The organism is Pseudomonas sp. Xaverov 83, from assembly GCF_019352905.1.
Classification (GTDB): domain Bacteria; phylum Pseudomonadota; class Gammaproteobacteria; order Pseudomonadales; family Pseudomonadaceae; genus Aquipseudomonas; species Aquipseudomonas yamanorum.
This window is the reverse complement of record NZ_JAAAFU010000075.1, coordinates 754,588-776,140: the sequence shown is the minus strand read 5'-3', so window position 1 is coordinate 776,140 and position 21,553 is coordinate 754,588. Positions and strand designations below refer to the sequence as shown.

Here is a 21,553-nt window from a genome sequence, read left to right as displayed (position 1 = left end):
TCCGCGGCCTACTGAGGGCCTATAGCTCAGTTGGTTAGAGCAGAGGACTCATAATCCTTTGGTCGTAGGTTCGAGTCCTACTGGGCCCACCATCTTGAAAGCCGCGCATTGCGCGGCTTTGTCGTTTCTGGCGTGCAGCAATGAAAGATTAGTTAGTTGTCCCGAACGGCGACGGCGAAGACCATGATTCCCAATCAACGCCACTCCAACACGAGGGAAACTTGTTCCATGCATCCGAAGAAACGTTCGCCGCAAAACGCTATCCACCGCCTGGGCATGCGTGCCGCAGCCGCCGTCGCAATCACCCTCGCCACCTTGAGCGGCGCACAAGCCGCCCCCGCAGCCACTGACTCCATCAAGGCATTCAAGCTGTGCACCGGCGCCGACAACAACTCCCACGTACTGGAAGGCACCATCGACCAGAGCATGCGCAATGACGTGACTGCCATCCACTTCAAGCAAACTGCGGCGCACTCCTCGTACGGCTGGCATAACGACCCGGAGCCTCAGTACGTCATGACGCTGTCCGGCACTCTGGCATTCGTGACTCATGGCGGTGAGAAGTTCACGTTGCATCCGGGTGAAGTGCTGATTGCCGAAGACAACACCGGCACAGGCCATCGCTGGAATCTGGTGGACGATCAACCGTGGCGGCGTGGGTATGTGGTGCTGAAGCCGGGCGCGCCGGATTCATTTATCCCGAACGATCCTGCCGCTGCGAAGGTGTGCAAGGGGTCTTAATCTCGTCGATCACGCCAGCGCATCAACAATGACTTGCGCCGTACCTAGCAACGGCGCATCCCCTCTAAACGCCCCAATCACCTGCAACCCCACCGGCAGCTCCCCTTCCCCACGTGGCACCGGCACATTCACCTGCGGCAAACCAAAAGCGCCCCAGAACTTGATGAAGTCCGACGGCCCCGTGGTCTCCAACCCCACTGGCGCCAACATCCCGCAGGAAACACTCAACATCGCATCAAACGGCTGGCAGATTTGCGCCAACTGCGGAGCCATTTGTGCCAGGCGCGCCTTGGCAGCCGACTCCTGTTCCCAGCTGGTAGCCTTGGCACGCTCGATCATGGCCAACATCGAATCACTGAGTAATTCGGGATAAGACTGAAACTCCTTGGCCAATGAGCGGGCACCTTCGCAATCGTTGATCAACTGGTGATCATCGAATACTCCGTCGAACGCCTCGGGCAACACGACTTCACTGACAAGAGGCCCCAACTTGGCTACCGCTTGCTCAATCGCCTGGGCTACTAACGGCTGCACGTCAGACCAGCGAGAGGTACGGCAGAAACCAAGCCGCAAAGGCCGACAACCGACCTCAACAGCCGGAAACCCCGGAATCAACACCTGCGCCACCCGCTCAAGATCACGCACCGAGCGCCCATACCAACCCACCGTATCGAAGCTCGGCGCCAGGGGTTTCACGCCTTCCAGCGAGACCAGTCCAAACGACGGTTTGAAGGCAAACAACCCGCAATAAGCCGCAGGCTTGAGCAACGACCCCGCCGTCTGGGTACCCAACGCCAACGGGAAAAACCCGGCCGCCATCCCCGCCGCAGAACCCGCACTGGAGCTACCCGGCGTGCGAGCCAGATCGAGCGGATTACGCGTCGGCCCCGTGTGCATGTAGGCAAATTCAGTGGTGTGGGTCTTGCCCATGATGATCGCGCCCGCCTGGCGCAATAGCGTTACCACATGGGCATCTCGCGATGGACGATTGCCCTGGTAAATCGGCGAATAGAATTCCGTTGGATGGTCAGCCGTATCAAAGATGTCCTTGACCCCCACGGGCACGCCGGCGAGCAGACCGGCGCAGAGCCCACGGGCTTGATTTCTCACGACCTCAGCATCGAAGGATGCAAACGCCTGGATATCTGGCTCGTCGACACCGATCAGCCCAAGAAAGTGTTCAGCAACCAAAGCAGGCGTAATTGCACCAGAGCCCACCGCCTCGGCGATGCCCGCTGCATCGAGGCCATTCATCAAAGCGCCCTCACTTGGCAAACAACTGCCCAATATCCTTGAACGCCTTGAACTCCAACGCGTTGCCGCAAGGATCAAACAGAAACAACGTCGCCTGCTCACCCACCTGGCCTTTGAAACGAATATGCGGTTCCAACACAAACTGGGTATTCCGCGCCTGCAAACGCTCCGCCAACGCATGCCAATCATCCCAACTCAGCACTACACCAAAATGCGGCACCGGCACGTCGTGACCGTCTACCGCATTGGTATGCGCCGCTTCTTGAGAAGCGGTTTTCGGATGTTCATGGATGACCAGTTGATGGCCGAAGAAGTCAAAATCGACCCAGTGATCACTGGCCCGCCCCTCCTCCAACCCAAACACCTCACCGTAAAACTGCCGCGCAGCCGCCAAGTCAAATACCGGAATCGCCAGGTGAAAAGGAGCCAGTGCCATCAGGTCTAACCTCTATGGGTATTAAGTCCTTCCGAGTCTAGCCTTGCCGTCATCGATGGAAAGACGATAGTTTTCGCATCGAGCTCAAATTATTTCGATCAATCGAGACGCCCATGCTGCGGGAACTGAAAACCTTTATCGCCGTCACCCGCCATGGCACGTTCGCCGCGGCGGGCATGCATATCGGGCTGACGCAGTCGGCGGTCAGCGCGCAGATCCGCCAGTTGGAGCAGGTGCTCGGCGTGCAGCTGTTCGACCGAACCGGGCGCCAGGCCACATTGAATGCGGCGGGCATCCGCGCGCTGCCGCTGGCCAGGGAGATTCTCGAGACGTTCAACCGCATGGCCGTGCCGGTGGATGCCAACGAATACCGTGGCGAGCTGAAAGTCGGCGCCATCACCACCGCCCAGACCGGCCTGCTGCCTCAGGCACTGGTGCGTTTGCGCCAGGCAGCGCCGACGGTGGAGTGCAAGTTGGTACCGGGGGTTTCCCTGGAGTTGCTCAGCCAGGTGGACGCAGGCGAGCTGGACTCGGCGATCATCATTCGCCCGCCCTTTGATTTGCCCAAGGAGTTGCACGTACAGGTACTGCGCAAGGAGCCGTTTGTGTTGATCGTGCCCCAGGCGGTCGGGGGTGATGACCCGTTGCAACTGCTCGAAGCTCATCCCCACGTGCGCTACGACCGCGCTTCGTTTGGCGGGCGGCTGGTCAGCCGTTTTCTGCGGGAGCAGCGGCTGGATGTGCAAGTGGCGCTGGAACTGGACGAGATCGAGGCCCTGGTCAAAATGGTCGAATGCGGCCTGGGGGTGTCACTGGTTCCTCACGCTGGTCTGTGGCTGGACCGATCCCCACAGGTCCGTGTTATCCCGCTGGGCAAGCTGACCTTTCACCGTGAAATCATCCTGCTCAGCCGCTACAGCCAGCGCAACCTTCCCGTGCCGCAACTCTTTGCCCGATGCCTGCTGGCTGACGTGACCTAAGACGCAAAAAAAAGCCGCACATCCGTGCGGCTTTTTCAGGCCCTATTTCTTGGGCAACGCGTAGGCAATCACATAGTCCCCACGGTCCGGCGACTGTCGCGCGCCGCCGGCGGTGAGCACGATGTACTGCGTTCCCGTCTTGGGCGAGACGTAGGTCATCGGCCCAGACTGGCTACCGACGGGCAGCCGGGACTTCCAGATCTCGTTACCGTTGCCGGTATCGAAGGCGCGCAGGTAGAAGTCCTGGGTGCCGGCGAAAAACAGCAAGCCAGACTGCGTGGCCAGAGACGCGCCAAGAGTCGGCATGCCAATCGGAATCGGCATGTGCATGCGGATACCCAGCGGGCCGGTGTCTTCAACCGTGCCCACCGGCACTTGCCACATCAGCTTGTGGGTTTTCAGATCGATGGCCGACATGGTGCCAAACGGCGGTTTCTGACACGGAATGCCCGCCGCCGAGAGGAAGCGCTCGCGCATGGCGCCGAACGGCGTACCGTCTTGCGGCACTACGCCCATTTCGATGCCACTGGCACCGGCGGCGATCTTGTCGCGCGGAATCATGTAGTTGGCCAAACCCAGGCGCATGTCGTTAACGAACATGTAGTGGGTGTTCGGGTCCACCGATACGCTGCCCCAGTTCATACCCCCAAGCGAACCCGGGAATTGCAGCGCGCGGTCGAGGCCTGGCGGCGTATAGACGCCCTGGTGACGCATGCCCTTGAACTGGATGCGGCACATCAGTTGGTCAAACGGCGTGGCGCCCCACATGTCGGATTCGGTCAGCTGCTGATTGCCGATGGAAGGCATGTCCACCGAGAACGGCTGGGTCGGCGAATAACGCTCGCCGGGCACATTGCCCTGGGGCACCGGACGCTCTTCGACCCGGGCGATGGGTACGCCGGTTTCGCGGTTGAGCAGGAAGATTTCACCTTGCTTGGTGACTTGAGCCAGTGCCGGCTGTACGCCGCCGTTGCCGTCCGGGATGTCGTAGAGCAGCGGTTGCGCCGGCAGGTCAAAGTCCCACAGGTCGTGGTGAGTGGTCTGGAAGTGCCAGCGCACCTGACCGGTCTTCACGTCGAGGGCGACGATGGAAGAACTCCACTTGTCGTCATAGGCGGTACGTTCACCGGCGAAGAAATCCGGGGTGGCGTTACCGGTAGGCAGGTAGACCAGGCCGAGCTTGGCGTCGTAGGACATGGCCGACCACACGTTCGGCGTGCCACGGGTGTAGGTCTCGCCCGCAGGCGGGCGTTTGGTGGTGTTCGGGTTACCCGGGTCCCAGGCCCACACCAGTTCGCCGCTGTGCACGTCGAAGGCGCGCACCACGCCTGGCGGTTCGCCGGTGGAGAAGTTATCCGCCACGCGTCCGCCAACGATCACCACATTGCCCGCCACCAGTGGCGTCGAGGTTTGCTGGTAATAACCGGGCTTCACTTCGCCCATGTCGGTCTTCAGGTCGACGGTGCCGTGGTCGCCGAAGTCGTCGCAGGGCGCGCCGGTTTCAGCGTTTAGCGCAATCAACCGGGCATCGCCGGTCGGCAGAAACAGACGTTTCACACAGGCTTTAGCGCTGGCGGGTTGCTCGCTGGCGCTGCTGTCGAAATAACCCAGGCCACGGCAGCGCTGCCAGTTGGGGCCGCTGCCCTGGGGGTCGAATTTCCAGCGTTGGGCGCCGGTGTCGGCGTCCAGGGAGAAGACTTTGCCGTAGGCGGTGCACACGTAAACGCTGTCACCGATCTGCAGCGGGGTGTTCTGGTCTTCGGCGCCGGCGCCATTGCTCTCGGGGATGTCACCGGTGTGGAAGGTCCACGCCACCTGCAACTTGTCGATGTTGCCTTTGTTGATCTGGTCCAGCGCGGCAAAACGATTGCCGGCGGTGGTGTTGCCCCAGTGAGCCCAGTCTTTTTGCTCGGTGCCCGGCGTTACTGGCGTCACCGCAGGCTCGCTGCTGGCCTTGACCACATGGGTCGGTACAAACATGTACGCCAGGGTGGCGACCACGCCAAGGCCCAGCAGCCCGGCGACACCATAGGCGCCGCGCCCGGGTGTCGATCCCGAGGCGCGGGCGAGCTGTGGATAAATCAGCGCGACCACCAGGCCGATGACGGCAAAGGTCAGTACTCGTGAAACAAGCGGCCAGTATTCCAGCCCGGTGTCCCACACCGCCCAGAACGCGGTCAGCACCAACGCCACGGCGTATAGCCAGGCGCCCTGAGGCCTGCGCTTGGCGATCAGTACGCCGGAGACCAGCATCGCCAGGCCCATCAGCAGGAAATACCAACTGCCGCCCAGCGCTACGAGGTAACCGCCACCGCCTGCCAAACCCAGGCCGATCAAGGCGATCAGCAGGCCCAGCCCAACCAGCAACCATCTGCTGCCGGTGGCAGCCCCAAAGTTATTCATCGCGCAAACGTCCTTCCTGTATACCCAACTGGAAATAATGTACCAAACAGTTACTTTTAACAATCCGGCACAAATTAATGTGTTCGATCATCGGCGAAAATAAACTCCGGGGCTCACTTGAAGTGGAATTTTATTTCCAATAGTGTCTACTTCAGAATCTTTTTCGCGCCAAAAACAATAAGAAGGAATCTCCCATGAAGCGCCTGCTTGGCTGTGCCTGTGCCCTGCTGCTGTCCACCGCCGCCCACGCTGAATTGCGCATAGGGGTATCCGTCGGACAATTCGATAACTACGTGTCCTACCTGGTGCAGGCCATGCAGGACCGCGCCAAGGCCTCGCCTGATGGAGTCAAGTTGCAGGTGGAAGATTCCGCCAGTGACGTGGTGCGCCAGTTGAACCAGGTGGAAAGCTTTATCAGCCAGAAAGTCGACGCGATCATCGTCAACCCGGCCGACACCGCCGCCACCCGAAAAATCACCGAAAAAGCCAACGCCGCCGGTATCCCGCTGGTGTACATGAATAGCCGTCCCGAGGTCGAAACCTTCCCACCCGGCGTCGTCTTCGTCGGCACCGACGAGCGCGCCATCGGCCGGATGCAGATGGAGTACCTGGCCGAGAAAATGGGGGGCAAAGGCAACCTGGCGATCATCCTCGGCCGCCTCGCCCACAGTGATACCGGCAAGCGCACGAACGGGGTCAAGGATGTACTGGCCAAATACCCTGGGATCAAAGTCGTCGAAGAACAGTCCGGCGACTGGCAGCGGGAAAAAGGCATGGACCTGATGAATGATTGGCTGACCAAGGGCCAGACCATCAACGCCGTGGCCTCCAACAATGACGAGATGGGCATCGGCGCCGCCATGGCCCTGCGCCAGACCGGGCGCCAGGACATTCTGGTGGGCGGCATCGACGGTACGCCGGATGGTTTGCAGGCGCTGAAAAAGGGCCAACTGGCAGTGACCGTTTTCCGCGACCCGGTGGCCATCGGCGCCGGCTCAGTGGGCGCCGCGCTGATGCTGATCAAGCATGCCGCCCTGCAAGGCGATGTATGGATTCCTACGCAACTGGTCACCCCGGAAAACTACCAGCAGTTCTTGCGCAACTGAGCCAAACGCCGCCGCGAGCATCAAGGGGACCGAGCCTGTAACATGCTCGCCCATTGATGCCCGCGCCGGAGAACACCTTGCCCGCCTCTCACCCTCCCGTCCTCGATGAAATCGATCGCCAGTTGATTGCCGCCTTGCAGATCAACGCCCGCGAAAGTGTGGCCATGCTCGCCCGGCAGTTGGGCATCGCCCGCACCACCGTCACCTCGCGCCTCGCGCGCCTGGAAAAAACCCAAGTGATTACCGGCTACGGCGTGCGACTGAGCCAGCGCGTGGTAAATGGCGGCTTGCAGGCCTACGTGGGGATTACCGTGCAACCGCGCTCCGGCAAGGAAGTGCTGCGCCGGATCAGCGCCATGGCGCAGGTTCAGCAACTGTGTGCAGTCAGTGGCGAGTTCGATTACGTGGCCTGGCTGCGTACCGATTCGCCGGAACAGCTTGATCAACTGCTGGACCAGATCGGCAGCGTCGACGGTGTGGAGAAGACCACCACCTCGATCATCCTCAGTAACAAACTGGATCGTGGCCAACCAATCTGATCAACACCTTCGTCACTCTGACTAAAAACAATTCATTTCGACGACACATTGCGTCTTATTAACGAACGCTACGCTCCCTAGAATGGCTGCCATCTTTTCCTATACTCAGCGGGTCGCGCCCCGCCGAGCCGCCAGCAAGGTCAGCCATGAGCATTCCTTCCAGCACCATCAGCAAGCCCAACCGCCACCCCGCCACCGGTAAAAAGCCGATCACTATCTTTGGCCCGGACTTCCCGTTCGCCTTTGATGACTGGATCGAACACCCGGCGGGCCTGGGCAGTATTCCGGCGGCCAACCAAGGCGTCGAAGTGGCGATCGTCGGCGCGGGGATTGCCGGGCTGGTGGCCGCCTATGAGCTGATGAAGCTCGGCCTGAAACCCGTGGTGTATGAAGCCTCGAAAATGGGTGGCCGCCTGCGCTCCCAGGCGTTTGAAGGCGCCGAAGGCATCATTGCGGAACTGGGTGGCATGCGCTTCCCGGTGTCCTCCACTGCGTTCTACCACTATGTGGATAAGCTCGGGCTGGAGACCAAACCGTTTCCCAACCCGCTGACACCTGCATCGGGCAGCACCGTCATCGACCTCGAAGGCCAGACGCACTACGCACAGAAACTCGCCGACCTTCCTGCACTGTTCCAGGAAGTAGCTGACGCCTGGGCCGACGCCCTGGAAGCCGGCTCGCAGTTCAGCGATATCCAGCAAGCCATCCGCGACCGTGACGTACCGCGTCTGAAAGAGCTGTGGAATACGCTGGTTCCGTTGTGGGACGACCGCACCTTCTACGACTTCGTAGCGACCTCCAAAGCGTTCGCCAAGTTGTCCTTCCATCACCGTGAAGTGTTCGGCCAGGTTGGCTTCGGCACCGGTGGCTGGGACTCGGACTTTCCCAACTCGATGCTGGAAATCTTCCGCGTGGTGATGACCAACTGCGACGATCACCAGCATCTCGTGGTCGGCGGCGTCGCCCAAGTGCCTATGGGTATCTGGCGCCATGTGCCGGAGCGTTGCGCCCACTGGCCGGAAGGCACCAGCCTCAGCTCCCTGCACAACGGCGCGCCGCGGGCCGGCGTCAAGCGCATTGCTCACGCGCCGGACGGCCGTTTCGCGGTCACCGACAACTATGGCGACACCCGTGAATACGCCGCCGTGCTGACCACCTGCCAGAGCTGGCTGCTGACCACCCAGATCGAGTGCGACGAAACCCTGTTCTCGCAAAAGATGTGGATGGCCCTCGACCGCACCCGCTATATGCAGTCGTCGAAAACCTTCGTGATGGTCGACCGACCATTCTGGAAGGACAAGGATCCAGAGACAGGCCGTGACTTGATGAGCATGACGCTGACGGATCGCCTGACCCGTGGGACCTATCTGTTCGACAACGGCGATGACAAGCCTGGGGTGATTTGCCTGTCCTATTCCTGGATGAGCGACGCCCTGAAAATGCTCCCGCAGCCCATCGAGAAGCGGGTGAAACTGGCCCTCGACGCGTTGAAAAAGATCTACCCGAAAGTCGACATCGCCGCGCGGATCATCGGCGATCCGATCACTGTATCGTGGGAAGCCGACCCGCATTTCCTCGGGGCTTTCAAGGGTGCACTGCCGGGCCACTATCGCTACAACCAACGGATGTACGCGCACTTCATGCAGAAAGACATGCCGGCGGAGCAACGCGGTATTTTCATCGCCGGCGACGACGTATCGTGGACACCGGCGTGGGTTGAAGGCGCCGTGCAAACCTCGCTGAATGCGGTGTGGGGCATCATGACTCACTTCGGTGGCAGCACTCACCCGCAGAACCCGGGCCCGGGCGATGTGTTCGACGAGATCGGGCCAATCGCTCTGCCCGAATAAGGAGTTGCCCATGCGTGTCGCCCTGTATCAATGCCCGCCTTTGCCGCTGGACGTGGCCGGCAATCTCAAGCGCCTGCATCAGTTGGCGCAAGAGGCCACCGACGCTGACCTGCTGGTACTGCCGGAGATGTTTCTCACCGGCTATAACATCGGCGTGGAAGCGGTCGGCGCCTTGGCTGAAACCCAGGACGGCCCCGCTGCCCAATCCATCGCCGCACTGGCGAAAAACTCGGACGTGGCGATTCTGTATGGCTATCCGGAGCGCGGTGCAGACGGGCAGATCTACAACGCCGTGCAGTTGATCGACGCCAACGGCCAGCGCCTGTGCAACTACCGCAAGACGCACCTGTTTGGCGATCTCGACAACTCGATGTTCAGCGCCGGCGACGATGATTTCCCGCTGGTGGAATTGAACGGGTGGAAGCTGGGTTTCCTGATTTGCTATGACCTGGAGTTCCCGGAGAACACCCGTCGCCTGGCGCTGGCCGGGGCGGAGTTGATCCTGGTACCGACGGCCAATATGGTGCCCTTCGATTTCGTCGCCGATGTGACGGTGCGGGCGCGGGCGTTTGAAAACCAGTGTTATGTGGCCTACGCCAATTACTGCGGGCAGGAAGGCGAGATCCAGTATTGCGGGCAAAGCAGCATCGCCGCACCGGATGGCCAGCGGATTGCCCAGGCGGGGCTCGATGAGGCGTTGATTGTCGGCACTCTGGATCGGCAGTTGATGGTCGACTCACGTGCGGCCAATCGCTACCTGCTGGACCGGCGTCCCGAGCTTTATGGTGCCTTGCACAAGCACTGATCCGGCAGGTTTGCGCTAGCATAGGCACTTCCTACGTTTCGGAAGTGCTCATGCCTGCGCCGGCCCACCCTCATTACCTTCAACTGACCCTGGCCAACGGCCTGCGGGTTTCCTTGCGTCATGCGCCGCGTTTGAAGCGTTGCGCGGCGGCCTTGCGCGTTGCGGCGGGCAGTCACGATGTGCCCTTGGCGTGGCCGGGACTGGCGCATTTTCTTGAGCATTTGTTGTTCCTGGGCACCGAGCGTTTTCCTGCAAATGAAGGGCTGATGGCCTACGTGCAGCGTCAGGGCGGACAGGTCAATGCCAGCACTCGCGAACGCACTACCGACTTTTTCTTTGAGGTGCCTGTTTCGGCATTTGAAGCAGCGTTGGAGCGCTTGGGGGATATGCTCGGCCGTCCGCGCCTGGCCATCGAAGACCAACTGCGCGAGCGTGAAGTGCTACACGCGGAGTTTATCGCCTGGTCGCAAGATGCTGCGGCGCAACAGCAACAGGCGTTGCTGGAGGGTGTTGCGGCGGATCATCCGTTGCGGGCGTTTCATGCGGGCAATCGGGATAGCTTGCCGGTAGAGCGTGAGGATTTTCAGCAGGCGTTGCGGGATTTTTATGAAGGCTTCTATCAGACCGGGCAGATGACCTTGAGCCTTGCGGGCCCTCAGTCGCTGGCGGAGTTAGAGGCATTGGCGCAACAGTTTGGCGCTGCATTGAAGACTGTACCGCTGCTGCCACAGAAGCCTGCGCCGGCGTTGCTGGCCGGCAGTCAACGTACTTATCGACACACCAATGAGCATCACTGGCATCAGGTCGTGGTGAGCGAGGCATCCCCTGACGCGTTGGACTTCCTCTGTCTGTGGCTGAACGCTTCGGCGCCAGGCGGATTGCTCGCCGAGTTGCAGACGCAACAGCTGGTCAGTGCCATTAACGCAACTGTCCTGTATCAGTTCGCCGGCCAGGCTGTATTGGATATCAAGTTCACTCTGGACACTCATGGTGCCCCGCAGACGACGCTGATCGAAGAACTGCTGCACGACTGGCTAAGCTTTTTCGCACACAGCGACTGGACCCTGCTGCGGGAAGAGTACGCGCTGCTGCTCGCTCGCAAACTACAGGTCAGCGTTGCCTTGGCTTTGGTCCGACAGAATCACGAGCCCGTCCTCTCAGAACATGGCGCCGCGTCCCTTAAAGTCCTGTTGGACTCGCTGCAATTGCCACCGTCCCGGCACGCCTGGCAACTGCCGCCCCCCAACCCGTTCCTGCGCCCGACCGTCAGGGAAGAGCGCCCGGGACTGATTCGCGGCCAGACCAGCGCCCATCGCGGCCTGCGCACGTTCGCCCAGGATCGCTCCCGAGGCCGAAAGGATCTCTCGGCGTTGACCTTCAGCCAGGCGCTGCCAGGCGACACGGATGAAGGCGCCCTCTATCTGCGCTGGCATCTGGATTCGCCGCTGGATGAAGAGCTTTTCCCACAATTGCGTGAGAACGCCAGCCAGGCTGGCGTCCAGCTGTCTTTCGAGACAATTGGCGGTTTCTGGCAGATGAAGATGGTCGGGCTGCACGAACCCATGCCCGCGATATTGGAGGAAGTGGCACGCGGTCTGACCCAGCTGAATGAAACGACCGTGACGCACCCCGTCGCTGCACAGACCATGGCGATTCGGCAGTTGCTCAAGGCATTGCCCGGCTATTGCGCCGGCATCCCATCTGCTAAACAGATGGCCGGCCAAGATCGGTGGTCGACCGCCCGCTGGCAAGGGCTTGCCGTCGGACTGCCCGCCGCCTGCGAGATGGCTATAAAAAGCGCAGCAGGGAAACTGCCGGGGCAACCGGAAGCGGCTATCAGCAAGCTTCCATCAATCAGCGGCCAGCAGGTGTGGCATGAAGTGAGCACCGATTCCAGCGACAGCGCGCTGCTGCTGCTCTGTCCTACACCGACCCAATCCCTGGCCGACGAGGCATGCTGGCGTTTACTCGCGCATCTGGTGCAAGCGCCGTTCTACCAGCAACTGCGTGTTGAGCTTCAATTGGGCTACGCGGTGTTCAGCGGCATCCGACAGTACAACGGGCAAACCGGCCTGCTGTTTGGGGTGCAATCCCCAAGCGCGTCTCTTGCGCAAATACTTGATCACCTGCAGGCGTTCCTGAAGCAACTGCCCGCGCTGATCAACGCCAGCGAACTGCCGGACGATCTGGCCCGGCAATTTTCCCTCGACGCCGTACCCACTTCCCAAGCCGCTGAATTGCTCTGGCACGCGCACTTGGCAGGCCACCCGTCGGATTACATCCAGCAGCTGCAAGATTTCATCCAGACCCGCTCCCGCGAGGATTTAATGAAAGCGGCACAGCAACTCAATGCAGCTGCAGGCGGATGGCGTTGTGTGGCTAATGGCGCTTGTGCCGCCGGCTCCTGGCAACGATCTGGCTGATCATTGCCGCTTCGGTAAAAAGCTTTTTCCCACAGGACAGCGCTATCTTCAAAAGAAGTACGTAACATTCACATGCACACCTCTGAACATCTCCGCTTGGAGGTGGACTATATGTATTGGTAGTAAATGTCCCATCCATCCGTAGGAGTAAGAACATGACCTGGTCCAAACCTGCTTACACTGATCTGCGTATCGGCTTTGAAGTCACCATGTACTTTGCCAGCCGCTGATTGGCTTTGTATCGCAATGCAACGCCTCGGCTCGCCCGGGGCGTTTTTATTTTTGAGTTATGTGTAGTGGAGCGGCCATGTTTGTCCAGATTCTAGGTTCCGCCGCGGGCGGTGGTTTCCCGCAATGGAACTGCAACTGCGTGAACTGCGCAGGTTTTCGCGACGGTAGCTTGCGGGCCGAGGCGCGTACCCAGTCGTCCATCGCGATTTCCGATGACGGCGTGAACTGGGTGCTGTGCAACGCCTCACCCGACATCCGTGCCCAGCTTCAAGGGTTCGCCCCGATGCAACCCGGCCGCGCCCTGCGGGACACCGGCATCAGCGCGATCATCCTGATGGACAGCCAGATCGACCACACCACCGGCCTGCTCAGCCTGCGCGAAGGCTGCCCGCACCAGGTGTGGTGCACCGACATGGTCCATGAGGACCTGAGCACCGGCTTCCCGCTGTTCACCATGCTGACCCACTGGAACGGCGGCCTGGCGTGGAACCGCATCGAGCTGGATGCCAGCTTCACCATTCCCGCCTGCCCCAACCTGCGTTTCACACCGCTGCCCCTGCGCAGCGCGGCGCCGCCCTACTCGCCTCACCGATTCGACCCACACCCGGGCGACAACATCGGCCTGATCGTCGAAGACCTGCGCACCGGCGGCAAACTGTTCTATGCGCCGGGCCTGGGCAAGGTCGACGGACCGTTGCTGGAGATCATGGCCGGCAGCGATTGCCTGCTGGTGGACGGCACGCTGTGGGATGACGACGAAATGCAGCGCCGTGGCGTTGGCACCCGCACCGGTCGCGAGATGGGCCACCTGGCGCAAAACGGCCCCGGCGGCATGCTGGAGGTGCTGGAGCAGTTGCCCAAGCAGCGCAAGGTGCTTATCCACATCAACAACACCAACCCGATCTTGGACGAGGACTCGCCCGAGCGAGCCGAGCTGCTGCGACGCAATGTGGAAGTGGCGTACGACGGCATGAGCATTGAATTGTAGGAGCGAGCCAAATGACTGACACACCGCTGACCACTGCCGAGTTTGAACAGGCCCTGCTGGCCAAGGGCGCCTTCTACCATATCCATCACCCGTATCATGTGGCGATGTATGAAGGCCGCGCCACCCGCGAGCAGATCCAGGGCTGGGTCGCCAACCGCTTTTATTATCAGGTGAACATTCCCCTCAAGGACGCCGCGATCCTGGCCAACTGTCCGGACCGGGAGGTTCGTCGTGAGTGGATTCAGCGCCTGCTGGATCACGACGGCGCCCCCGGCGAAGACGGCGGCATTGAAGCCTGGCTGCGCCTGGGCCAGGCCGTCGGCCTGGACCCGGATCAACTGCGCTCCCAGGAATTGGTACTGCCCGGCGTACGATTTGCGGTAGACGCCTACGTCAACTTCGCCCGTCGCGCCAGCTGGCAGGAAGCTGCCAGCAGTTCCCTGACCGAATTGTTCGCCCCGCAGATCCACCAGTCGCGCCTCGACAGCTGGCCCCAGCATTACCCGTGGATCGACCCGGCCGGCTACGAGTATTTCCGTACCCGCCTGGGCCAGGCTCGCCGGGATGTGGAGCACGGCTTGGCGATTACCTTGCAGCATTACACCACCCGCGAAGGCCAGGAGCGCATGCTGGAAATTCTCCAGTTCAAACTGGACATTCTTTGGAGCATGCTCGATGCCATGAGCATGGCTTACGAACTGAAACGCCCGCCGTATCACAGCGTGACTGATCAGCGTGTGTGGCATAAGGGGATCACCCTATGAGCTTCGATCGCAGCAAAAAACCAACCTGGCGCCAGGGCTATCGCTTCCAGTACGAACCGGCGCAGAAAGGCCACGTGCTGCTGTACCCGGAGGGCATGATCAAGCTCAACGACAGCGCCGCGTTGATCGGTGGTTTGATCGATGGCGAACGCGATGTAAGCGCGATCATTGCCGAGCTGGACAAGCAATTCCCTGGCGTACCCGAGCTCGGTGAAGACATCGAGCAATTCATGGAGGTTGCCCGTGCTCAGCACTGGATCGAACTTGCCTGACCTGCCACCGAAACCGGAGATCGGCCTGCCACTCTGGTTGCTGGCCGAGCTGACCTATCGCTGCCCGCTGCAATGCCCGTACTGCTCCAATCCGCTGGATTTCGCCGAGCAGGGCAAGGAGCTGAGCACCGAACAGTGGATCAAGGTGTTTCGCGAAGCCCGGGAAATGGGCGCTGCGCAACTGGGGTTTTCCGGCGGCGAACCGCTGGTGCGCCAGGACCTCGCCGAACTGATCGCCGAGGCGCGCAAGTTGGGTTTCTACACCAACCTGATCACCTCAGGCATCGGCCTTACCGAGCAGAAAATCAGCGACTTCAAGAAGGCGGGCCTGGACCATATCCAGATCAGCTTCCAGGCCAGCGACGAGCAAGTGAACAACCTGCTGGCCGGCTCGAAAAAAGCCTTCGCGCAAAAACTCGAAATGGCCCGGGCAGTGAAAGCCCACGGCTACCCGATGGTGCTGAACTTCGTCACCCATCGGCACAATATCGACAAGATCGACCGCATCATCGAGCTGTGCATTGCCCTGGAAGCGGACTTTGTCGAGCTTGCCACCTGCCAGTTCTACGGCTGGGCCCAGCTCAATCGGGTCGGCCTGTTGCCGACCCAGGAACAGCTGGTGCGCGCCGAACGCATCACCAACGAATACCGCGCCAAGCTCGAAGCCGAAGGCCACCCGTGCAAGCTGATATTCGTCACGCCGGATTACTACGAGGAACGCCCGAAAGCCTGCATGAATGGCTGGGGCAGCATCTTTCTGACGGTAACGCCGGACGGTACTGCCCTGCCGTGCCACGGAGCCCGACAAATGCCGGTGCAATTTCCCAACGTGCGCGACCACAGCATGCAACACATCTGGTACGACTCGTTCGGCTTCAACCGCTTTCGCGGCTACGACTGGATGCCCGAGCCGTGCCGTTCATGCGACGAGAAGGAAAAGGACTTCGGCGGCTGCCGCTGCCAGGCGTTCATGCTGACCGGGGATGCCAGCAATGCCGACCCGGTGTGCAGCAAATCGGAGCACCACGGGCTGATCCTTCAGGCCCGTGAAGAAGCGGAGCACGCCACCCAGACCATCGAGCAACTGGCCTTTCGCAACGAGCGAAACTCACGGCTTATCGCGAAAGGCTGAGGTCATTTTAGCGTTTGGCGATGATGTACACCGCGTGCACGATACCCGGGATATAACCGCACAAGGTCAGCAGAATATTCAGCCAGAACGCGCCAGCGAAACCCACTTGCAGGAACACACCCAGTGGCGGCAGCAGAATGGCGATGATGATGCGAATGATATCCATGGGTTCAGCTCCAGAAAATCGGCTCGTGTGAGCCGTACAAGCTAATCGACCTTGGCCGTTGGTAAGGGTTCAGTGGGATCTGGCACGGGGCCATCCTCAGGCCAGGATTTCCAAACCATGCTTCTGCACGATGCTCAACAGCTTGAGCGCCATGCCGCTGGGCCGCTTCTCACCAGACTCCCATTGCTTCACCGTGGAGGCGCTGGTGTTCAAGTAACGGGCAAATACAGGTTGGCTGACGTGACTGCGCTCGCGTAGTTGTTTGATTTGCTCGGCCGGGATTTGCGCCGGAATATCCGCAAGGCATGCCTCGTCGAACTCACGAAGGGTGGTTTTGTTAATAGCGCCAATTGCATAAAGCGCTTCGGCGGATTGATGAATGGACTCAAACGCCTCACTTTTATATTTCTTGGTCATGATGTATCTCCACAAACTCCCTGAGATCCAGCATCTGCTGAATCTGTGCTTCGCTGAAACCTTCATAGGTCTTAGCCAGCGACCGAAACCAAACCAGCTCGCTTTGAGTGATATTGCTTTGGTTCTGCTTGGCGTATAGCAATTGATATACCCAGTAATGCCTGCCCTTGGCCAAGACAATTGAACGATGTCGGTTCTGATTCAGACGTTTCTTCCAAACACCACCGCCCAAATTGTCGGCTTGGCCGCCAAGCATCTCGCTGAATGCTTCCCTCAATTCCGAATCACATATCCAAGCCTTGCTGGCTGCGTTGGCAAAATTCCGCGTTTTGAACAGCCTGAGCCTCATAGGCATCCCTTCCCGAAAACATACCACTCAGTGGTATAGATTAGAAATAGGGCATAAAAAACTTCACGCCCTATCGGCAGTCCTTGCCGACGCCCGCTAAAAGGCCATTTTTCCCAATGATGCTCAAGCACCCTTTTCAATCCAAAAATTACGCAGACAAAAAAACGCCCCCAGCCAAAAGAATCAGGCTGGAGGCGCCGCGTATACCGCGAGACGGTTCAGGAAATAAGGGGGTTAAACGGCAATGCCCTTGCGGCATTGCAACTGTGCGGTGCGCACCCGGGAGAACGCTCGCGCCAGGCGCAGGAGCATTTCGTCGACGTTGCTTTTGCTCAATGTGAGCGCCGGAGTGAAGCGCAGACAGTCAGGTTGCGGCGCGCTCAGGATCAGTCCTTCGCTCAGCGCGGCCTTTACCACTGCATCTGCCGAATCTTCCGACAGGGTCAGTCCCCACAGCAGGCCTTGGCCACGCAGTTCGCCCTGGCCATAACGATGAGCCAGGCGGGCAAGCCCTTCGCCCAGATAAGCGCCAACCTCGCAAACGTGCTCCAGAAATCCGTGGCTCAGTACAGTATCGAGCACCGCTATACCAGCGGAAGCCATCAGCGCGTTGCCATGGTGGGTGCCTTCCAGCTCACCGATTTCAAAACAACACGCCTTGCCCCGCGCGAGCAACGCCGCCAGTGGCACACCACCACCCAAGCCCTTGCCCAGGCAGATGATGTCGGCACGTACGCCGTAGTGCTGTTCGGCGAGCAACGTGCCGCAACGGCCAGTGCCGGTTTGCACTTCGTCGAGGATCAACAGGATGCCCAGCTCGCGGCACAGGCGTTCGACACCCTTGAGATAGTGCTCGGTCGCAGGGATGACACCCGCATCGTTCTGGATCGGTTCCAGCATGATTGCCACGGTCTGTGCGTCGACGGCTGCATGTAATGCAGGCAGGTCGTTGAAAGGCACATGACTGAATCCCGGCAATTGCGGCTCAAAACGGTTTTCACTGGCAGCGGCCGATGCCGACATCGCCGCAAAGCTGCGGCCATGGCAACCGTTGCTCGCGGTGATGATGCGATAGGCGCCGCCACGGTGCAGCTGACCCCATTTGCGCGCCAGCTTGATGGCCGCTTCACAGGCTTCGGCGCCGCTGTTGAGCAGGTAGACCTGGTCGCTGCCGGTGCGTTGGCACAGGCGATCGGCGAGGTTCAGTTGAACGCGGTTGTAAAGGCCGTTGCCGGGGTTAATCAGCGATTGGGCCTGATCAGCCAGCGCCTTGGTCACTACCTGTGGGCTGTGACCCAGGCTGTTGGCGCCGCCGCCCTGGCTGAAGTCGAGATAGGTGCGGTCTTCGCTGTCCCATAGCCAGGAACCCTGACCGCGTACAAACACCTGAGGCGGACGCGTCACGCTGGGCATCAGGCAGTCGCTGGAAAGGTCGTCTCGCAGTATCGGAGTTTTCGCATCGAGGATCAGATCATCAAGACTGGGGACCGGGCGTCGCAGGTTAAACAGGTTCATGGATATACCCCGCTGGCAATCGCACCTTGGTCGGTATTACCGATCAGCCCATGGCTGAGGTTTTTTGCCCTGCCTATGCAAACACCGTCAACATAAACACTACTCATCGCACTTTCCGGCCCTGTAAGCCCTGTGAATAGGCGCTAGACTAGGCGCCTCGGGGGCACTCGGCCATTTCGATTTTCCAGCATTTTCGATAAGTGTTACTTATGGATTTCAAGCAACTGCGTTATTTCGTCGCGGTGTATGAAGAAGGCCACGTGGGCCGGGCTGCAGAGCGCCTGTCGATCTCCCAGCCGGCCTTGTCGCAACAGATCCGCCAGCTCGAACAGAACCTCGACGTGAGCCTGTTCGAACGCAGCAGCAAGCGCCTGCTGCCGACCCTCGCCGCCCACACGTTGTACAACCACGCCCTACCCTTGCTCGATGGCATGCAGCAGGCCGTGGAAGCCTTACGTAACTTCAAGGGACAGGCATTGCGCACCTTGGCGATCGGCGTGCTGCAAACCGTGCACACCAGCCTGGTACCACAGATGCTGGAACGGGTGCGCAAGGCCCAGCCGCACCTGGTCGTACAAATCTACGAGTTGACCGGCATGGAGATCGAGCGCCGGCTGCTCAACGGCTCGCTCGACATCGGCATCAGCTACCTGCCGCCGCGCCAGCCGGGCCTGCACGGTGTGCTGCTGTATGAAGATGAACTCAAGGTGGTCATCCCGTCTGACCACCCGCTGCGGGAATTCAAGAAAGTCTCCTTGAAGCAAGCCGCCGAGCTACCGATGTTGCTGCTGGGGGAAGAGTTTCAGGTACGGCAGATCTGGCAGGGTCAACTGGCCAACCTGGGCCGTCGTCCGCAAGTGCAGGCAGAGTTGAATACGATGGTGGGGATTCTCGACAGCCTGCCCTACACCAAGCTGGCGACAGTACTGCCCGGACGCTCCCAGGACGAACACAACAGCAAGGCGTTGCTGTGGAAACCCCTGAGCGAACCACGGGTGCCGCTGAAAGTAGGATTGGTGTGCCGGGATGTGCAGCGTCAGCAAGCAACGTTGGAATTGTTGCGCACGCTGCTGGAAGACGTGATGAACGCGCCTGTCTGACTTTTTCGCAGGCAAAAGAAAACCCCGCCGAAGCGGGGCTTTGCAGACTGTTTCCCTGACATCCATTTCACTCCGCCTTCCTGGCAGAATCCTACGTGTCCGTGTTGTTGCTTTGCGCTTCCTGCGCGACGTCCATGTGAAGTAGATTATCCGTGGATCCAATGTGGCGATAGAGGACGAATAGCAGCACGTCATGTAAGAGAATGCTTACACGCCCTCCAAGCCCTTAGAACAGTGCTTCATCCAGCAAAAACAGCGATTCGCTACCGGCTTTTACCGAGGCGCTGAGGGACGCAATCCTCGGCAGCAAGCGCGCAAAGTAGAAACGCGCAGTCCCCAGTTTGCTGGCGTAGAAATCTTCCTGAGCCTCTTTGCCCAAGGCCGCCTTGGCCATCAGGGCCCACATGTAGGCATAAGCCATGTAGCCGAACGCGTGCAGGTATTCCACCGACGCCGCACCGATTTCATTCGGGTTGGACTTGGCGCGATCCAGCAGCCAGGCGGTCAGCTCATCCAGATCATCCACCGCCGCGTTCAGCGGTTTGGTGAACTCGGCCAGTTCGGCGCCAGCGGTAGCGGTGAAATGGCGGATCTCGTCGGCGAACAGCTTGTAGAACGCCCCGCCACTGCCGACGATCTTGCGTCCCACCAGATCCAGGGCCTGAATGCCGTTGGTGCCTTCGTAGATCTGGGTGATGCGCACATCACGCACCAGTTGCTCCTGGCCCCATTCGCGAATGTAGCCGTGGCCGCCGAAAATCTGCTGGCCGTGCACGGTGGTTTCCAGGCCCAGGTCAGTCAGGAATGCCTTGGCCACCGGGGTCAGCAAGGCAACCAAGTCGTCCGCACGCTTGCGGGTGGTGGCGTCGTCGCTGAACTTCGCGGTGTCGAGTTGCATCGCCACGTAGGTGGAGAATGCGCGGCCACCTTCGTTCGAGGCTTTCATGGTCAGCAGCATGCGCCGCACGTCCGGGTGGACGATGATCGGGTCGGCAACCTTGTCCTTGGCTTTCGGACCGGTTGGCGAACGGCTTTGCAGGCGGTCGCGGGCGTATTCGATAGCGTTCTGATAAGAGCGCTCACCGGAGGCCAGGCCTTGGATGCCGACGCCCAGGCGCTCGTAATTCATCATGGTGAACATCGCCGCCAGGCCACGGTTCGGCTCGCCCACCAGGTAACCCACGGCCTCGTCGAAGTTCATCACGCAGGTCGCGGAAGCCTGGATGCCCATCTTGTGTTCGATGGAGCCACAGGTCACCGGGTTGCGCGCGCCCAGGCTGCCGTCGGCATTGACCATGAACTTGGGCACCAGGAACAGCGAGATGCCCTTGGGACCGGCGGGTGCGTCCGGCAGCTTGGCCAGCACCAAGTGGATGATGTTTTCGGTGAGGTCATGCTCGCCACCGGTGATGAAGATCTTGGTGCCGCTGACCTTGTAGGAACCGTCTGCCTGAGGCTCGGCCTTAGTCCGAATAATCCCCAGGTCGGTGCCCGCATGAGGCTCGGTCAGGCACATGGAACCGGCCCACACGCCCGAGTACATATTCGGCAGGTAGGTGGCTTTGAGTTCTTCACTGGCGTGAGTATTGATCGACACGCAGGCGCCGGACGTCAGCATCGGGTACAGGCCGAAGGCCAGGCCCGAGGAGTTGATCATCTCTTCAACCTGGGCCGATACCGCCTTGGGCATGCCCATGCCGCCGTAGGTCGGATCGCCACCGACGCCTACCCAACCGCCTTCGGCGTATGTCTTGTAGGCGTCTTTGAAGCCGGCCGGGGTGAAGACCGCGCCATTCTCCCAGCGGCAACCTTCTTCGTCGCCGCCACGGCTGAGCGGGGCGACGGTCTTGGAGGTGACTTTGCCGGCTTCTTCGAGGATTGCCTCTACGGTCTCGGCGTCGACGGTCTCCGCCAACGCTGGCAGTTGGGCCCAGAGTTTGGCCACCTCGAAAACTTCGTTGAGGACGAAGCGCATATCGCGCAGCGGCGCTTTGTAGTCAGCCATGGCAAACCTCGTGAGAACTTTAACGTTATTCGGGTGGGATCAGTTTTACAGACCCAGAGTGTAACCGAACAACTTTT

The 21,553-nt window shown here is 60.3% G+C and carries 21 protein-coding genes and 1 tRNA gene; 14 read left to right on the top strand and 8 right to left on the bottom strand.

The window, feature by feature from the left end:
• Nucleotides 1-15: 15 nt before the first annotated feature.
• A tRNA-Ile gene (locus tag K0H47_RS24870) sits at nucleotides 16-92 on the top strand.
• A 136-nt stretch (nucleotides 93-228) separates the two neighbouring features.
• Complete coding sequence (locus K0H47_RS24865) at nucleotides 229-741, top strand: hypothetical protein (RefSeq protein ID WP_219273784.1); 513 nt, start codon at nucleotides 229-231, stop codon at nucleotides 739-741.
• Nucleotides 742-750: 9 nt separating this feature from the next.
• Here the strand turns inward: K0H47_RS24865 and K0H47_RS24860 are convergent, their stop codons facing one another.
• Both K0H47_RS24860 and K0H47_RS24855 read right to left on the bottom strand, forming a co-directional pair.
• Nucleotides 751-1,995: an amidase gene (locus K0H47_RS24860; RefSeq protein ID WP_219273783.1), complete on the bottom strand. Its 1,245-nt coding sequence runs from the start codon at nucleotides 1,993-1,995 to the stop codon at nucleotides 751-753.
• Between the two features lie 10 nt (nucleotides 1,996-2,005).
• Nucleotides 2,006-2,431, bottom strand: a complete 426-nt coding sequence (locus K0H47_RS24855; protein ID WP_003211024.1) for a VOC family protein — start codon at nucleotides 2,429-2,431, stop codon at nucleotides 2,006-2,008.
• 113 nt (nucleotides 2,432-2,544) lie between these two features.
• On the opposite strand from K0H47_RS24855, the gene K0H47_RS24850 reads away from it, so the two are divergent.
• Nucleotides 2,545-3,411: a LysR substrate-binding domain-containing protein gene (locus K0H47_RS24850; protein WP_093204406.1), complete on the top strand. Its 867-nt coding sequence runs from the start codon at nucleotides 2,545-2,547 to the stop codon at nucleotides 3,409-3,411.
• Nucleotides 3,412-3,453: 42 nt separating this feature from the next.
• Here the strand turns inward: K0H47_RS24850 and K0H47_RS24845 are convergent, their stop codons facing one another.
• Nucleotides 3,454-5,814, bottom strand: a complete 2,361-nt coding sequence (locus tag K0H47_RS24845; RefSeq protein ID WP_093204403.1) for a glucose/quinate/shikimate family membrane-bound PQQ-dependent dehydrogenase — start codon at nucleotides 5,812-5,814, stop codon at nucleotides 3,454-3,456.
• A 194-nt stretch (nucleotides 5,815-6,008) separates the two neighbouring features.
• Between K0H47_RS24845 and K0H47_RS24840 the strand changes: the two genes are divergently transcribed.
• The 10 genes from K0H47_RS24840 to pqqE all read left to right on the top strand — a co-directional run bounded on the left by K0H47_RS24840 (nucleotide 6,009) and on the right by pqqE (nucleotide 15,924).
• Nucleotides 6,009-6,920 carry a sugar ABC transporter substrate-binding protein gene (locus tag K0H47_RS24840; protein ID WP_219273782.1) on the top strand — a complete coding sequence of 304 codons (912 nt, stop codon included), beginning with the start codon at nucleotides 6,009-6,011 and terminating at the stop codon, nucleotides 6,918-6,920.
• A 56-nt stretch (nucleotides 6,921-6,976) separates the two neighbouring features.
• Entirely contained in the window at nucleotides 6,977-7,459 is a 483-nt protein-coding gene (locus tag K0H47_RS24835) for an Lrp/AsnC family transcriptional regulator (RefSeq protein WP_063026735.1), read from the top strand.
• A gap of 167 nt (nucleotides 7,460-7,626) precedes the next feature.
• Nucleotides 7,627-9,309, top strand: coding sequence for an NAD(P)/FAD-dependent oxidoreductase (locus K0H47_RS24830; RefSeq protein WP_219273859.1), 1,683 nt, complete (start codon nucleotides 7,627-7,629; stop codon nucleotides 9,307-9,309).
• Between the two features lie 10 nt (nucleotides 9,310-9,319).
• Nucleotides 9,320-10,114, top strand: coding sequence for a carbon-nitrogen hydrolase family protein (locus tag K0H47_RS24825; protein ID WP_219273781.1), 795 nt, complete (start codon nucleotides 9,320-9,322; stop codon nucleotides 10,112-10,114).
• Nucleotides 10,115-10,164: 50 nt separating this feature from the next.
• On the top strand, nucleotides 10,165-12,537 hold the full coding sequence (gene pqqF, locus K0H47_RS24820) for a pyrroloquinoline quinone biosynthesis protein PqqF (protein WP_219273780.1): 2,373 nt from the start codon (nucleotides 10,165-10,167) through the stop codon (nucleotides 12,535-12,537).
• A 155-nt stretch (nucleotides 12,538-12,692) separates the two neighbouring features.
• The gene (gene pqqA / locus K0H47_RS24815; protein WP_003194766.1) at nucleotides 12,693-12,767 is read left to right on the top strand and encodes a pyrroloquinoline quinone precursor peptide PqqA; all 75 of its coding nucleotides are present in this window, start codon (nucleotides 12,693-12,695) and stop codon (nucleotides 12,765-12,767) included.
• Between the two features lie 77 nt (nucleotides 12,768-12,844).
• The gene (pqqB, locus tag K0H47_RS24810) at nucleotides 12,845-13,756 is read left to right on the top strand and encodes a pyrroloquinoline quinone biosynthesis protein PqqB (RefSeq protein WP_219273779.1); all 912 of its coding nucleotides are present in this window, start codon (nucleotides 12,845-12,847) and stop codon (nucleotides 13,754-13,756) included.
• 11 nt (nucleotides 13,757-13,767) lie between these two features.
• Nucleotides 13,768-14,520 carry a pyrroloquinoline-quinone synthase PqqC gene (pqqC, locus tag K0H47_RS24805; protein WP_219273778.1) on the top strand — a complete coding sequence of 251 codons (753 nt, stop codon included), beginning with the start codon at nucleotides 13,768-13,770 and terminating at the stop codon, nucleotides 14,518-14,520.
• Nucleotides 14,517-14,792 (top strand): pyrroloquinoline quinone biosynthesis peptide chaperone PqqD, encoded by a 276-nt coding sequence (pqqD, locus tag K0H47_RS24800; protein WP_003211043.1) that lies wholly within the window; start codon nucleotides 14,517-14,519, stop codon nucleotides 14,790-14,792. Before pqqC ends, pqqD begins: the two co-directional genes overlap by 4 nt.
• Entirely contained in the window at nucleotides 14,785-15,924 is a 1,140-nt protein-coding gene (pqqE, locus tag K0H47_RS24795; protein ID WP_172834599.1) for a pyrroloquinoline quinone biosynthesis protein PqqE, read from the top strand. The genes pqqD and pqqE overlap by 8 nt, the downstream gene beginning before the upstream one ends.
• A 7-nt stretch (nucleotides 15,925-15,931) precedes the next feature.
• On the opposite strand, the gene K0H47_RS24790 is transcribed toward pqqE, so the two are convergent.
• From K0H47_RS24790 to K0H47_RS24775, 4 genes are all read right to left on the bottom strand, one after another.
• Nucleotides 15,932-16,090: a YqaE/Pmp3 family membrane protein gene (locus K0H47_RS24790; RefSeq protein ID WP_003211049.1), complete on the bottom strand. Its 159-nt coding sequence runs from the start codon at nucleotides 16,088-16,090 to the stop codon at nucleotides 15,932-15,934.
• 96 nt (nucleotides 16,091-16,186) lie between these two features.
• A complete protein-coding gene (locus K0H47_RS24785; protein ID WP_063026725.1) occupies nucleotides 16,187-16,507 on the bottom strand; it encodes a DNA-binding transcriptional regulator in 321 nt (106 codons plus the stop codon).
• Entirely contained in the window at nucleotides 16,491-16,856 is a 366-nt protein-coding gene (locus K0H47_RS24780) for a type II toxin-antitoxin system RelE/ParE family toxin (RefSeq protein WP_093204378.1), read from the bottom strand. The genes K0H47_RS24785 and K0H47_RS24780 overlap by 17 nt, the downstream gene beginning before the upstream one ends.
• Before the next feature lie 234 nt (nucleotides 16,857-17,090).
• Complete coding sequence (locus K0H47_RS24775; protein WP_219273777.1) at nucleotides 17,091-18,371, bottom strand: aspartate aminotransferase family protein; 1,281 nt, start codon at nucleotides 18,369-18,371, stop codon at nucleotides 17,091-17,093.
• Between the two features lie 209 nt (nucleotides 18,372-18,580).
• Here K0H47_RS24775 and K0H47_RS24770 point away from each other — a divergent pair, with 209 nt between their 5' ends.
• A complete protein-coding gene (locus tag K0H47_RS24770) occupies nucleotides 18,581-19,471 on the top strand; it encodes a LysR family transcriptional regulator (RefSeq protein WP_063026719.1) in 891 nt (296 codons plus the stop codon).
• 226 nt (nucleotides 19,472-19,697) lie between these two features.
• On the opposite strand, the gene K0H47_RS24765 is transcribed toward K0H47_RS24770, so the two are convergent.
• Entirely contained in the window at nucleotides 19,698-21,476 is a 1,779-nt protein-coding gene (locus K0H47_RS24765; RefSeq protein WP_219273776.1) for an acyl-CoA dehydrogenase C-terminal domain-containing protein, read from the bottom strand.
• Between the last annotated feature and the right edge of the window lie 77 nt (nucleotides 21,477-21,553).

Coding starts and splice junctions, on each gene's coding strand:
- K0H47_RS24790 (WP_003211049.1), bottom strand. CDS start 16,090: ATGGATATCATTCGCATCATCATCGCCATTCTGCTGCCGCCACTGGGT.
- K0H47_RS24850 (WP_093204406.1), top strand. CDS start 2,545: ATGCTGCGGGAACTGAAAACCTTTATCGCCGTCACCCGCCATGGCACG.
- pqqC (WP_219273778.1), top strand. CDS start 13,768: ATGACTGACACACCGCTGACCACTGCCGAGTTTGAACAGGCCCTGCTG.
- K0H47_RS24840 (WP_219273782.1), top strand. CDS start 6,009: ATGAAGCGCCTGCTTGGCTGTGCCTGTGCCCTGCTGCTGTCCACCGCC.
- K0H47_RS24860 (WP_219273783.1), bottom strand. CDS start 1,995: ATGAATGGCCTCGATGCAGCGGGCATCGCCGAGGCGGTGGGCTCTGGT.
- K0H47_RS24765 (WP_219273776.1), bottom strand. CDS start 21,476: ATGGCTGACTACAAAGCGCCGCTGCGCGATATGCGCTTCGTCCTCAAC.
- K0H47_RS24835 (WP_063026735.1), top strand. CDS start 6,977: ATGCCCGCGCCGGAGAACACCTTGCCCGCCTCTCACCCTCCCGTCCTC.
- pqqD (WP_003211043.1), top strand. CDS start 14,517: ATGAGCTTCGATCGCAGCAAAAAACCAACCTGGCGCCAGGGCTATCGC.
- pqqB (WP_219273779.1), top strand. CDS start 12,845: ATGTTTGTCCAGATTCTAGGTTCCGCCGCGGGCGGTGGTTTCCCGCAA.
- K0H47_RS24855 (WP_003211024.1), bottom strand. CDS start 2,431: ATGGCACTGGCTCCTTTTCACCTGGCGATTCCGGTATTTGACTTGGCG.
- K0H47_RS24865 (WP_219273784.1), top strand. CDS start 229: ATGCATCCGAAGAAACGTTCGCCGCAAAACGCTATCCACCGCCTGGGC.
- K0H47_RS24845 (WP_093204403.1), bottom strand. CDS start 5,814: ATGAATAACTTTGGGGCTGCCACCGGCAGCAGATGGTTGCTGGTTGGG.
- K0H47_RS24770 (WP_063026719.1), top strand. CDS start 18,581: ATGGATTTCAAGCAACTGCGTTATTTCGTCGCGGTGTATGAAGAAGGC.
- K0H47_RS24780 (WP_093204378.1), bottom strand. CDS start 16,856: ATGAGGCTCAGGCTGTTCAAAACGCGGAATTTTGCCAACGCAGCCAGC.
- K0H47_RS24825 (WP_219273781.1), top strand. CDS start 9,320: ATGCGTGTCGCCCTGTATCAATGCCCGCCTTTGCCGCTGGACGTGGCC.
- pqqF (WP_219273780.1), top strand. CDS start 10,165: ATGCCTGCGCCGGCCCACCCTCATTACCTTCAACTGACCCTGGCCAAC.
- K0H47_RS24775 (WP_219273777.1), bottom strand. CDS start 18,371: ATGAACCTGTTTAACCTGCGACGCCCGGTCCCCAGTCTTGATGATCTG.
- K0H47_RS24785 (WP_063026725.1), bottom strand. CDS start 16,507: ATGACCAAGAAATATAAAAGTGAGGCGTTTGAGTCCATTCATCAATCC.